This window comes from Pseudomonas sp. 1L-C-7-B-C1 (genome assembly GCF_057291635.1).
Map to the genome: position 1 here is coordinate 324,474 of NZ_JBXAWH010000004.1, position 13,047 is coordinate 337,520.

Below are 13,047 nucleotides of genomic sequence, written 5' to 3' on the forward strand. Positions count from 1 at the left end.
CCGGCTGAAGCCGGTCCTACAAAAACTGACAGATGCCGTTCCCAATTACTCAGTTGATCTTCAACCGCAGGCGCAGTCCGCGCAGGCCGTAGCTGACCCATGGCCAGAGCAATGCGCTGACCAACGCCGGCAAGACCAGCGCCAGGGTCGGCTGACGGTTGCCGGTCAGGGCGCTGAGCCACAGCTGCACCAGTTGGGCGAGGCCGAAAATCACCAGGATCACCAGGCACTGCTGCCACATGGGGAACATGCGCAAACGTTGCTGCAACAAGAGCACCAGAAAGGTAATCAGCGTAAGGATCAACGCGTTCTGCCCCAGCAACGTGCCGTACAGGACATCCTCGGCCAGCCCGAGCATCCACGCCGTGACCATGCCGATCTTGTGCGGCAGCGCCAACGCCCAGAAGGCCAGCAGCAGCGCTAACCACAGTGGTCGAAATATTTCCATGAACTGCGGCAGCGGCGAGACGCTGAGCAGCAGGCCGATGGCGAAGGTCAACCAGACCACCCAGCCGTTTCGTGCGGGAGCGTGACGCGCCATTATTCTTCCCTCTCGCGTGGGGCGGCCGGGGTCGCAGCAGGGGTCGCCGGTCGGGTGGCGGCGGGTTTCGCCGCAGGTTTGGCGGGCGGCTTGCTGGTCGCGGGCTTGGCAGGTGTGGTTGCCGCCGGCGCGGTGGTCGCCGGAGCCGCTGCGCCATTGGCGTTGGCGTTGGCGGGCGTCGATGAAGCACTGTGCCCGGCAGGCTTCGGCACGGTGGCCGGAACGACCGGTTTGTTCGGCGTGGCGGCTGGGGCAGCACCGGGCACAGTGGCCGATGGCACCGCTGACGGGTCAGCCGTCTGACGATCAAGGGATTCCTGCTGCTGCGCGGCGTCGGCAGCGCGTTCTTCTGGAGAACGGCCGTCCGAGAACACCAACAGCAGATAGCGGCTGCGATTCAGCGCAGCGGTCGGCACCGCTCGCACGATGGCGAAGGGCTGGCCGGAATCGTGAATCACTTCCTTGACCGTCGCCACCGGATAGCCCGCCGGGAACCGCTGACCCAGACCGGAGCTCACCAGCAGGTCGCCTTCCTTGATGTCGGCGGTGTCCGCCACATGGCGCAGCTCAAGACGTTCCGGGTTGCCGGTGCCGCTGGCAATCGCGCGCAGGCCGTTACGGTTCACCTGCACCGGAATGCTGTGGGTGGTGTCGGTCAGCAGCAGCACGCGAGACGTGTACGGCATCAATTCGACCACCTGCCCCATCAGGCCGCGTGCATCGAGCACCGGTTGACCGAGGACCACGCCGTCGCGCTCACCCTTGTTGATGATGATCCGGTGGGTGAACGGGTTCGGGTCCATGCCGATCAGCTCGGCGACTTCGACTTTCTCGTTGACCAGTGCCGACGAATTCAGCAGCTCGCGCAGGCGCACGTTCTGCTCGGTCAGGGCGGCCAGCTTTTGCAGGCGGCCTTGGAGCAGCAGGTTCTCGGTCTTGAGTTTTTCGTTTTCGGCGGCGAGTTCGGTGCGGCTGCCAAACTGGCTGGCGACGCCCTGATACAGGCGCTCGGGCAGATCGGCAATCCAGTAAGACTGCATCAGCACCAGCGACATCTGGCTGCGGACAGGCTTGAGCAGGGTGAAACGCGCGTCCACGACCATGATGGCCACAGACAGCACGACCAGCACCAGTAGACGGACGCCCAGGGACGGGCCCTTGGAGAAAAGCGGTTTAATGGGCCGCTCCTTCCAGAGATGCGTGAGTGTGACTGTGCTTATTCATGCGACATGAAACCGGCCTGATGCGGGTTGATGGAAATGCAGGGCGTCAGACTTGCAACATCGCTGCGCGACGTCAACAGGTCAGACACGAACAGGCAGCACGGTGAGGTGCTGCCCGTTAAGCGCAACATGCTGCGATCCGGCGACTTATTCGCTGGAGAGCAGGTCCATGGTGTGCTTGTCCATCATTTCCAGCGCACGACCACCGCCGCGAGCGACGCAGGTCAGCGGGTCTTCAGCCACGATCACCGGCAGACCGGTTTCCTGGGCCAGCAGCTTGTCGAGATCACGCAGCAACGCGCCACCACCGGTCAGCACCAGACCGCGCTCGGCGATGTCCGAGGCCAACTCTGGCGGAGACTGCTCCAGCGCGCTCTTCACGGCCTGAACGATGGTTGCGAGGGATTCCTGCAACGCTTCCAGCACTTCATTGGAGTTCAGGGTGAAGGCACGTGGCACGCCTTCGGCCAGATTGCGACCGCGCACATCGACTTCACGCACTTCGCCGCCCGGATAGGCCGTGCCGATTTCCTGCTTGATGCGCTCGGCGGTGGATTCGCCGATCAGACTGCCGTAGTTGCGGCGCACGTAGGTGATGATCGCTTCATCGAAACGGTCGCCGCCCACGCGGACGGACTCGGCATAGACCACACCGTTCAGGGAGATCAACGCGATTTCAGTGGTACCGCCACCGATGTCGACGACCATCGAACCGCGGGCCTCTTCAACCGGCAGGCCGGCACCGATGGCCGCAGCCATTGGCTCTTCGATCAGGAATACTTCACGTGCACCGGCACCCAGAGCGGATTCGCGGATGGCGCGACGCTCGACCTGGGTCGATTTGCAGGGAACGCAGATCAGCACACGAGGGCTTGGCTGCAGGAAGCTGTTCTCGTGAACCTTGTTGATGAAGTACTGAAGCATTTTTTCGCAGACGCTGAAATCGGCGATGACGCCGTCTTTCATCGGGCGAATGGCGGCGATGTTGCCCGGGGTACGGCCCAGCATCCGCTTGGCTTCCATCCCGACCGCAACAACGCTCTTCTGATTTCCGTGGGTCCGAATGGCCACAACTGATGGCTCATTCAGCACAATGCCGCGCTCACGCACGTAAATAAGGGTGTTGGCAGTGCCCAGGTCGATGGAAAGATCGCTGGAAAACATGCCACGCAGTTTCTTGAACATGGGGAAAGGACCCTAGGCAACGCGTGGGTAAAAAAGTGCGGCAAACTCTAACAACGACAGGGATTTTGGGCAAGGAGCCAATATGTTAAATTGGCGGTTTTTCCGAGCACTACCCTGGAAGATCGCGGCCTTATGACCGTTTAAAGGGCGTAGTGTTCCGCAATCTGACGTACGGCTCACCCCGTCCGCATTCCACTGGAGAACCCCATGGCGCTTGATCGCTCCGACGTGGAAAAAATCGCTCATCTGGCCCGACTGGGCCTTAATGACGCCGATATCCCGCGTACTACTGAAGCACTGAACAGCATTCTCGGGCTGATTGACCAGATGCAGGCGGTCGATACCACCGGCATCGAGCCCCTCGCGCATCCCCTTGAAGCCTCGCAACGCCTGCGTGAAGACGCCGTTACCGAGGTCAATCATCGCGACGCCTATCAAGCCATCGCACCAGCGGTCCAAGACGGCCTTTATCTGGTTCCGAAAGTCCTCGACTAAGGGAATGTGCCTGCAATGCATCAAATGACTCTGGCAGAGATCGCTCGCGGACTCGCCGATAAAAAGTTTTCTTCCGAAGAATTGACCCGCAATCTGCTGGCGCGCATCGCCCAGCTGGATCCGCAACTCAATAGCTTCATTACCGTCACCGAAGACCTGGCGATTACCCAGGCTCAGGCCGCCGACGCCCGTCGTGCGGCAGGCGAAACCGGCGCGCTGCTGGGCGCTCCCCTGGCGCACAAGGACCTCTTCTGCACCAAGGGCATTCGCACCAGCTGCGCGTCGAAGATGCTCGACAACTTCAAGGCGCCCTATGACGCCACCGTGGTTGCCAGGCTCGCCGCCGCTGGCACTGTGACCCTGGGCAAGACCAACATGGACGAATTCGCCATGGGGTCGGCCAACGAATCCAGCCATTACGGCGCGGTAAAAAACCCGTGGAACCTGGAGCACGTCCCGGGCGGCTCGTCCGGCGGTTCAGCGGCGGCGGTGGCGGCGCGTCTGCTGCCCGGCGCCACCGGCACCGACACCGGCGGTTCCATTCGCCAGCCTGCTGCACTGACCAACCTGACCGGCCTGAAGCCGACTTATGGTCGCGTGTCGCGCTGGGGCATGATCGCCTACGCTTCCAGCCTCGATCAGGCCGGCCCGATGGCACGCACCGCTGAAGACTGCGCGCTGTTGCTGCAAGGTATGGCCGGTTTCGACGTTAATGACTCCACCAGCATCGACGAGCCCGTGCCGGATTACAGCGCCGGTCTGAATGCCTCGCTGCAAGGCCTGCGTATTGGCGTGCCGAAGGAATACTTCAGCGCAGGTCTGGACCCGCGCATCGCCGATCTGATCATGGCCAGCGTCGAAGAGTTGAAAAAGCTCGGCGCCGTGGTCAAGGAAATCAGCCTGCCGAACCTGCAACACGCAATCCCGGCCTACTACGTGATCGCGCCGGCCGAGGCCTCCTCGAACCTGTCGCGTTTCGACGGCGTACGCTTCGGCTATCGCTGCGAAGACCCTAAAGACCTCACCGATCTGTACAAGCGTTCCCGCGGCGAAGGCTTCGGCCCTGAAGTGCAGCGCCGGATCATGGTTGGCGCCTACGCGCTGTCGGCCGGTTACTACGACGCTTACTACTTGCAGGCGCAGAAGATCCGCCGCCTGATCAAGAACGACTTCATGAACGCGTTTGCCGAAGTCGACGTGATCCTCGGCCCGACCACGCCGAACCCGGCCTGGAAAATCGGCGCCAAGAACGCCGATCCGATCGCCGAGTACCTGGAAGACTTCTACACCATCACCGCCAACCTCGCGGGCCTGCCGGGCCTGTCGATGCCTGCCGGTTTCGCCGACGGCCTGCCGGTGGGCGTGCAATTGCTGGCGCCGTATTTCCAGGAAGGCCGCTTGCTGAACGTTGCCCATCAATATCAGCAAGTAACCGACTGGCACACCCGCTCGCCGGCTGGCTTCTAAGGAGAAAACACATGCAATGGGAAGTCGTCATCGGGCTGGAGATTCACACCCAGCTCACCACCCAATCAAAGATTTTCTCCGGTAGCGCCACCACGTTCGGCTCCGAGCCCAACACTCAGGCCAGCCTCGTCGACCTGGGCATGCCGGGCACGTTGCCGGTGCTGAACCAGGAAGCCGTGCAGATGGCGGTCAAGTTCGGCCTGGCCATCGATGCCGAGATCGGTCAGCACAACGTGTTCGCCCGCAAGAATTACTTCTACCCGGACCTGCCGAAGGGTTATCAGATCAGTCAGATGGAATTGCCGATCGTTGGCAAAGGCCATCTGGACATCACCCTGGAAGACGGCACCATCAAGCGCATCGGCGTGACCCGCGCCCACCTTGAAGAAGACGCCGGCAAGAGCCTGCACGAAGACTACAGCGGCATGACCGGCATTGATCTGAACCGCGCCGGTACGCCGTTGCTGGAAATCGTTTCCGAGCCGGACATGCGTTCGGCCAAAGAAGCGGTCGCCTACGTCAAGGCCATGCACGCGCTGGTTCGCTACCTCGGCATCTGCGACGGCAACATGGCCGAAGGCTCGCTGCGTTGCGATTGCAACGTGTCGATTCGCCCGAAAGGCCAGGTTGAGTACGGGACCCGCTGCGAGATCAAGAACGTCAACTCGTTCCGCTTCATCGAGAAGGCGATCAACAGCGAGATCCAGCGCCAGATCGATCTGATCGAAGACGGCGGCAAGGTCATTCAGCAGACCCGCCTGTACGACCCGAACACCAACGAAACCCGCGCCATGCGCAGCAAAGAGGAAGCCAACGACTACCGTTACTTCCCCGATCCTGACCTGTTGCCGGTGATCATCGAAGACGCGTTCCTGGAGCATACCCGCGCCACGCTGCCGGAACTGCCGCCGCAGAAACGCGAACGCTTCCAGTCGCAGTTCGGCCTGTCGCTGTACGACGCCAGTGTCCTGGCCTCCAGCCGCGAGCAGGCGGACTTCTTCGAGAAGGTGGTCAGCATTTCCGGGGACGCGAAGCTCGCGGCCAACTGGGTGATGGTCGAGTTGGGTTCGTTGCTGAACAAGCAAGGCGTCGAGATCGATGAGTCGCCGGTCAGCGCCGAACAGTTGGGCGGCATGCTGCTGCGGATCAAGGACAACACCATTTCCGGCAAGATCGCCAAGATGGTGTTTGAGGGCATGGCCAATGGTGAAGGCAGCGCCGACGAGATCATCGAGCAGCGCGGCCTGAAGCAAGTCACCGACAGCGGCGCCATCGAGTCGATGCTGGACGATGTCCTCGCCGCCAACGCCGAGCAGGTCGAGCAATATCGCGCGTCCGACGAAGCCAAACGCGGCAAGATGTTCGGCTTCTTCGTCGGGCAAGCGATGAAAGCATCGAAAGGCAAGGCCAACCCGGCTCAGGTCAACGAACTGCTGAAGCGCAAGCTCGAAGGCTGAGTGCAGAACCGGTGAGAGCGAGCGGCTCGCGAACACGTTAGTACAGTCGCTATGTTTTTAGCGACTGACACGCCGTCTTCGCGAGCAAGCTCGCTCCCACATATCCTCGCACCTACCTTATTGATCCAGTCCACGTTCTGCACGGGAACGATCATCACATTCTGTAGGGACCCTGCCCCATGCAGCGAATCCTCGGCGCTTGCGCCCTGCTCTCTCTGCTGGCCGGCTGCGCCAGTGACGGCATCATCGACCCGCACGGTTACAACGCCACCGGCGGCGCCTCGTACTACGGCTCGCAACACCACGGCCAGCGCACCGCGAGCGGTGAACGCTTCGACGCCAATTCCCTGACCGCCGCGCACCGGCAACTGCCGTTCGGCACGCGCGTGCAAGTCACCAACCTGGACAACGACCGCAAGGTCATTGTCCGTATCAACGACCGCGGCCCGCACACCCGGGGGCGGCTGATCGATGTGTCACGTGCAGCCGCCGCGCAATTGGGTATGCTGCGCAGCGGAACCGCCCACGTGCGGGTACAAGCCCTCGACGACTGACTGGTGCCCTGAATTCTCGCCCTAACGAATCTTCCCCTGCCTACGCTCATCGAGCTGGCGTGCGGCCTGCTGTTGATGATCCTCGGCGCGCAACTGTCGGTGCGCGCTGCCGTGGCCCTGGCCGCCCTGCTCAAAACCCGCCCTCTGTTTCTCGGCCTGACCGTCGTTGCGCTGGGCAGCAGCGCCCCGCAACTGGCGGTCGGGCTGCAAGCGGCGTTCACTGACAGCACCGACATTGCGGTGGGCAGCGTCATCGGCAGCAATATCTTCAACGTGCTGGTCACGCTGGGGCTGTCTGCCCTGATCATCCCCCTGCGCGTGGCCCGGCAACTGGTGCGCGTCGATTTGCCATTGATGATCGCTGCCACCGCCCTGGTTGCGGCGCTGGCGTGGAATGGCGAGTTGAGCGCGCTGGATGGCGTCGTGCTGTTGCTGGCCATGGCGGCGTATCTGTTCGTCGTGGTGCGCCAGTTCGCCCACGGCGCGCGGCATGTGGCGAGGACGGACCTTGAGCCGCGTCGTCGCGTCGGGCCGCTGCTGGGTCGACTGGCGCTGATGGCCTGCGGCCTGGCCCTGCTGACCTTTGGCAGTCATCTGCTGGTCGGCGCGGCGGTCTCGGTGGCTCTGGATCTGGGCCTGTCGGAGCGGGTGATCGGCCTGACCGTGATCGCCGTTGCGACCTCGCTGCCCGCGCTGATGACCTCGCTCATCGCAGCATTGCGCGGCGAGCGCGATATCGCGGTGGGCAACATCATCGGCAGTAATCTGTTCAACCTGCTGGGTGTGCTCGGCATCACGGCGCTGATTTCCACCGCGCCGTTATCGATCTCGCCCAATGCACTGGATTTCGATTTGCCGGTGATGCTGGGTGTCGCGGCGCTGTGCGTGCCGCTGTTCTATTCGGGGTACCGGATCACCCGGCTGGAGGGGCTGCTGCTGCTCGGGCTGTACGCGGTGTATGGGCTGCACATCGTGGCGTTTACCACGGGCATGCCACTGGCCGAGCGACTGGAGCGCCTGATGATTCACTACGCGCTGCCGGTAATCGCCCTGTGCATCGTCGTGGGTACGGTGCGAGCGTGGCGGCGTCAGCACTAAGCCCTGACAAATCGTAGGGGCGCGCGAATGGTGGGAGCGAGCTTGCTCGCGAATGCGCAGGGACATCCGCCAAATCTTCAGCGGCTGAAGTGACGTCTTCGTGAGCAAGTTCACTCCCACACGGACAGTGATTGCTGCGCGAAAGCTCGGCGTACGGGCGACAGCTATCTCCCACCTTTCAGCGCCGGGATACCTAAATCCACCCGCCCCACTGCAGGATGAAAATCCCGATATTGGTGGTGACCGCCGCTGCCAGGGTGGTCATGACGATGATCGACGCAGCCAACTCGTGATTGCCATTGGCCGCGCGGACCATGACGAAACTGGCCGACGCCGTCGGAGCGCCGAAATACAGAAACAGAATCCCCAGTTCCGCATGACGGAAGCCCAGCAACCACGCGCCCAGCGTGCAGATCAGCGGCAGCCAGACCATCTTCATCAGGCTCGCACTGATCGCCAACGTGCCGCTCTCTCGCAACGACTTCAATGACAGCGTGCCGCCGATGCACATCAGCGCCAGCGGCAGGGTCATCTGCGCCAGATAGCTGCCGGACGTGTCGAGCCATTTGGGGAGCGGTATCTGGAAGTAGGCGAACGGCGCCGCAATGACAATGCTGATGATCAGCGGATTGGCCATGACGCTCTTGGTAATGCTCCACGGGTCGGACTTGATGACCGGGCTGTAGACCGCCAGCACAACGGTGGACAGGGTGTTGTAGAAAAGAATGACCAGCGCGGCGAGGATCGCCCCCAGGGAAATGCCGTAGTCGCCGTACATGCTCGCGGCCAGGGCAAGGCCGATCACACCGTTGTTACCGCGAAACGCGCCTTGGGTGTACGTGCCTCGTTCGGCGAACGGCACGCGGTAGATGGCCCAGCCCCACGACAACGCAAAACCCGCCAGCGTGGCGACGATGAAGTAGATCAACACACCTGGCTGAAACGCCGCGTGGAGGTCAGCGTGAATGATCCCCAGAAACAGCAGCGCCGGCATGGTGCAGTTGAACACCAACGAGGAAGCGGTGTGAATGAAGCTGTCGTTGATCCAGCCCACGCGCTTGAGCAATACGCCGAGAAACAACATCGCAAAGACCGGCGCGGTGATGTTCAGGGTTTCCAGAAAGATTGCCAGCATGCACGCCAAACCCTGAGCCGTCGTTAGGTGGCTAATGATAGGCCAGCGGCGCGGGAAGTGTTACCGGCAATTACGCAGTGGTCGTACAACCCAAGGCTGCGTCAGGCGATGGGCGTGGGTTGCAGCGTCTTCTCAAACACTGAAACCCCGTCCAGATCCCGCAGCGTCACGGTCATCTCCCCGCTCTGGCCATCGATGTTCACCTCACCAAAAAACTGAAACCCGGCAAACGGCGAGGTGTTCTGCGCCGGCGGCGCCTTCTGGAACACCAGTTCAGGCCCGAACGTCTTGTCCAGGGTATTGGGTCCGAAACTGCCCGCATTGAGTGGCCCCGCGACAAACTCCCAGAACGGGTCGAAATCCTGGAACACCGCTTGATCCGGGAGGTAGTGGTGTGCCGCGCAGTAATGCACATCGGCCGTCAGCCAGACGGTGTCGCGCACCTTCTGCTGGCGCAGGAAACCCAGCAGCTCGGCGACCTCCAGTTCGCGGCCCTTTGGCGCGCCATTCTCACCGTTGGCGATCGCCTCCCAGCGCATCACGCCGGGGCTGATCTCGCCGTCGGGCACGCCGAGGCCGATAGGCATGTCGGCGGCAATGACTTTCCACTGAGCGCCAGAAGCCTGAAGTTCGCGCTTGAGCCAGTCCAGTTGCTCGCGGCCCAGGAAGGCGGTGGTCGGCCCGGGCTTATCGGCGAGATTGGCGTCGTTGCCGTCGCGGTAGTTGCGCATGTCGAGCACGAACACGTCCAGCATCGGGCCGTAAGCGATCTTGCGGTAGACACGCCCGCCGTTGTCGGCGCTCTGTAGGCGCATAGGGGAGTATTCGAGGAACGCCTGACGCCCGCGGGCTGCCAACAGCTGAATGTCTTTGACCTTGTAGCGATCGTCGAGCTGTTTGCTCGGTGACCAGTTGTTGGTCACTTCGTGGTCGTCCCACTGCCAGATCTGCGGGACCTCGGCATTGAAGCGCCGCAGGTTCTCGTCCATCAGGTTGTAGCGGTAGGCGCCGCGGTATTCGTCGAGGGTTTCGGCGACCTTGCTCTTCTCTTCGGTGGTGATGTTGCGCCAGACGCGCCCGCCTTCGGTGACCACTTCGGCGGGCACCGGGCCGTCGGCGTAGATGGTATCGCCGCTGTGGATGAAGAAGTCCGGCAAGCGCAGGCGCATGGCCTCATAGATGCGCATGCCGCCGATCTCGGGGTTGATGCCGAAGCCCTGGCCGACGGTGTCACCGCTCCAGACAAAGCGGATGTTGCGGCGATTGACCGGCACGCTGCGCAGATGACCGAACCAGGGTTCGCTGGCGACGCCGGTTTGCGCGTCTTCGAAAAACACGCGGTAGAAGATGGCTTGATCCGCTGGGAGACCGGTCAGTTCGACGCGGGCGGTGAAGTCAGTGCGCTGGTCGGCGAGCAGCGAGACCGTGCGACGGGGGTTGCGGAACATGCTGCGGGTGTCCCATTCGACCACCATGCGCGCCGGCCGGTCGCTGCGGCTCCAGACCATGGCGCGGTCGCCGAGCACATCGCCGGACTGCACGCCGTCGGTCATCTTCGGTCGATCCTTCACCGAGGCAATGACCGCCGGCGCAAGCCCCGGCAACAACAATCCGGCGCCAGCGGCCTGGATGATACGGCGGCGAGTCAGGTCGAACCGGGACATGTTTATCCTCCTCAAGGGAATCCGAAAGGAGGACGCTAGCAGCGGATTGTTTGCGGGAGATGACAGGGCAGTGAACAGGCCGAGGGTTGTCTGTGTCTGGCACAAGATCCAGTGCCAAGCCCGATCCCTGTGGGAGTGAGCTTGCTCGCGAAGAGGCCCGAACATCCGACACACATTCAGCGCTTGGGATATCGCTTTCGCGAGCAAGCTCACTCCTACAATTGATCGTGTTCGGCCGCGGAAATCCGGGGCGCACTCAGCCTTCTGTAGGAGTGAGCTTGCTCGCGAAGAGGCCCGAACATCCGACACATCTCCCGAAGCCAGACCGCGCACTTGTAGGACTGGCTTTAGCCGGGAAGGCGTCGGCGTTAACACCGCAAATGTGATGGCGCGCCAACCGGCCTCTTCCCGGCTGAAGCCGGTCCCACTAAAAGCATCGCGTGCATCCCGTGGAACCGGTTATAGCCAGGGAAGCGCCAGCGGTTACGCGCCGGCGGGCACCGCATCCAGCTCGGCGGGTTCAGGTCGTTTCAGCAGCGCGTACAGCACGCCGGTAACGACGCTGCCCGCCACGATCGCCAGCAGATACAGCAGCGCATGGTTAATCGCGTTCGGGATCAGCAGCACGAACAACCCACCGTGGGGCGCCATGAGTTTGCAGCCGAAGAACATCGACAGGGCACCGGTCAGCGCGCCACCGACGATGCTCGCCGGAATCACCCGCAGCGGGTCTTTCGCCGCAAACGGAATCGCGCCTTCGGAGATGAAGCACAGCCCCAGCACGAACGCCGCTTTGCCCGCCTCACGCTCGCTCTGGGCAAACTTGCGACGGGCGATCAATGCCGCGATGCCCATGCCGATCGGCGGCACCATGCCAGCCGCCATGGTTGCCGCCATCGGCGCGCCGCTGCTCGAGGCCAGCAAGCCCACCGAAAACGCATAGGACGCTTTATTGATCGGCCCACCCAGATCCACGCACATCATCGCGCCCAGCAGCACGCCGAGCAGCACCGCGTTGGCCGTGCCCATGGTGTCGAGGAAGTGGGTCAGCCCTTCGAGCATGCCGGCCACCGGCTTGCCCACCACGTAGATCATCACCAGGCCGGTGAACAGGCTCGCCAGCAGCGGAATGATCAGAATCGGCTTCAGCGCTTCGACACTTGCCGGCAACTTCGCGTAGCGATTGACCGCCCAGGCGCTGTAGCCCGCCAGGAATCCCGCGATGATGCCGCCAATGAAGCCCGCGCCCAAGGTGCTCGCCAGCAGGCCACCGATCATCCCCGGCGCAAGGCCCGGACGGTCGGCAATGGAATACGCGATATAACCGGCCAGCAACGGCACCATCAACTGAAACGCCGCGCCCGCGCCGATCTGTTTCAAGGCTGCCGCCAGCGTGCCCGGTTCTTCCGCCGCGTGAATGCCGAACACGAACGACAGCGCGATCAGCAAACCGCCCGCTACCACCATCGGCAGCATGAACGACACGCCGGTGAGCAGGTGTTTGTAGACGCCGGTCTTCTCCTTTTTGGAGGAGGCCTTGGATGCCGAAGCCGTGGATTCAACCTCCGCCTCCGCCAGCGCTTTCTTCAGCGTCGCTTCAGCTTGCTTGAGCGCAATACCGGTGCCGCAGCGAAAGATGCGCTTGCCGGCGAAACGCTCGGTGGCGACTTCGATATCACACGCCAGCAGCACCACATCGGCGTCGGCAATGGCCTGGGCGCTGAGCGGATTACGCGCACCGACCGAGCCCTGGGTTTCCACCTGCAGTTCATAGCCGAGCTTTTTGGCTGCCTGCTGAATCGCCTCGGCCGCCATAAAGGTGTGGGCAACGCCGGTCGGGCACGCCGTCACTGCCACCAGACGCGGTTGCGCGCTGGAAGCAGTCGGCGCAGCAGAAGTCGCGGTGTGCTCGGTCGCCAGGGCCGCCGCTGAACGCAGAAAGCCGTCGGCGTCCTGCAACGCTTGCGCGGGCGTGGCCTGATACAGGCGCTTGCCGGCGAAGCGCGCCAGGTCCAGCGCGCCGGTGTTGACCACCAGCACCCAGTCGGCCGCTTCGATGTCGCCCGGCGACAGTTGCTTCTCCGGATGACGCGGATCATGGATCTCGACGCTGGTACTCCAACCCTGGCGCTGGGCCGCCGCATCCAGCAGACGGGCACTGAGGACGCTGCTGATTTTGCCGTTCGGACAGGCCGTAACGATGGCTAACTTCATCACACTTCCTCTCT

The 13,047-nt window shown here is 62.8% G+C and carries 11 protein-coding genes; 5 read left to right on the top strand and 6 right to left on the bottom strand.

Annotation, left to right across the window (positions count from 1 at the left end; genetic code table 11):
• Nucleotides 1-49: 49 nt before the first annotated feature.
• The 3 genes from mreD to mreB form a co-directional block, all read right to left on the bottom strand.
• Entirely contained in the window at nucleotides 50-541 is a 492-nt protein-coding gene (gene mreD / locus AC0Z8Z_RS08985; RefSeq protein ID WP_485618850.1) for a rod shape-determining protein MreD, read from the bottom strand.
• Entirely contained in the window at nucleotides 541-1,689 is a 1,149-nt protein-coding gene (gene mreC / locus AC0Z8Z_RS08990) for a rod shape-determining protein MreC (RefSeq protein ID WP_485618904.1), read from the bottom strand. Before mreC ends, mreD begins: the two co-directional genes overlap by 1 nt.
• Before the next feature lie 222 nt (nucleotides 1,690-1,911).
• Nucleotides 1,912-2,949: a rod shape-determining protein MreB gene (gene mreB / locus AC0Z8Z_RS08995; RefSeq protein ID WP_020292894.1), complete on the bottom strand. Its 1,038-nt coding sequence runs from the start codon at nucleotides 2,947-2,949 to the stop codon at nucleotides 1,912-1,914.
• A gap of 207 nt (nucleotides 2,950-3,156) precedes the next feature.
• Between mreB and gatC the strand changes: the two genes are divergently transcribed.
• The 5 genes from gatC (at nucleotide 3,157) to AC0Z8Z_RS09020 (ending at nucleotide 8,020) form a co-directional block, all read left to right on the top strand.
• Nucleotides 3,157-3,444 carry an Asp-tRNA(Asn)/Glu-tRNA(Gln) amidotransferase subunit GatC gene (gene gatC, locus AC0Z8Z_RS09000; protein ID WP_485618851.1) on the top strand — a complete coding sequence of 96 codons (288 nt, stop codon included), beginning with the start codon at nucleotides 3,157-3,159 and terminating at the stop codon, nucleotides 3,442-3,444.
• A 15-nt stretch (nucleotides 3,445-3,459) separates the two neighbouring features.
• On the top strand, nucleotides 3,460-4,911 hold the full coding sequence (gene gatA, locus AC0Z8Z_RS09005; protein WP_485618852.1) for an Asp-tRNA(Asn)/Glu-tRNA(Gln) amidotransferase subunit GatA: 1,452 nt from the start codon (nucleotides 3,460-3,462) through the stop codon (nucleotides 4,909-4,911).
• Between the two features lie 11 nt (nucleotides 4,912-4,922).
• Nucleotides 4,923-6,368, top strand: a complete 1,446-nt coding sequence (gatB, locus tag AC0Z8Z_RS09010) for an Asp-tRNA(Asn)/Glu-tRNA(Gln) amidotransferase subunit GatB (protein WP_122623281.1) — start codon at nucleotides 4,923-4,925, stop codon at nucleotides 6,366-6,368.
• 179 nt (nucleotides 6,369-6,547) lie between these two features.
• Complete coding sequence (locus tag AC0Z8Z_RS09015) at nucleotides 6,548-6,922, top strand: septal ring lytic transglycosylase RlpA family protein (RefSeq protein WP_205484704.1); 375 nt, start codon at nucleotides 6,548-6,550, stop codon at nucleotides 6,920-6,922.
• Nucleotides 6,923-6,997: 75 nt separating this feature from the next.
• Nucleotides 6,998-8,020: a calcium/sodium antiporter gene (locus AC0Z8Z_RS09020; RefSeq protein WP_420793051.1), complete on the top strand. Its 1,023-nt coding sequence runs from the start codon at nucleotides 6,998-7,000 to the stop codon at nucleotides 8,018-8,020.
• Between the two features lie 193 nt (nucleotides 8,021-8,213).
• Here the strand turns inward: AC0Z8Z_RS09020 and AC0Z8Z_RS09025 are convergent, their stop codons facing one another.
• The 3 genes from AC0Z8Z_RS09025 to AC0Z8Z_RS09035 all read right to left on the bottom strand — a co-directional run bounded on the left by AC0Z8Z_RS09025 (nucleotide 8,214) and on the right by AC0Z8Z_RS09035 (nucleotide 13,033).
• Nucleotides 8,214-9,155, bottom strand: coding sequence for an AEC family transporter (locus AC0Z8Z_RS09025; protein ID WP_122534970.1), 942 nt, complete (start codon nucleotides 9,153-9,155; stop codon nucleotides 8,214-8,216).
• A gap of 101 nt (nucleotides 9,156-9,256) precedes the next feature.
• Complete coding sequence (locus AC0Z8Z_RS09030) at nucleotides 9,257-10,819, bottom strand: alkaline phosphatase D family protein (protein WP_485618853.1); 1,563 nt, start codon at nucleotides 10,817-10,819, stop codon at nucleotides 9,257-9,259.
• 483 nt (nucleotides 10,820-11,302) lie between these two features.
• Entirely contained in the window at nucleotides 11,303-13,033 is a 1,731-nt protein-coding gene (locus AC0Z8Z_RS09035; protein ID WP_485618854.1) for a PTS fructose-like transporter subunit IIB, read from the bottom strand.
• Between the last annotated feature and the right edge of the window lie 14 nt (nucleotides 13,034-13,047).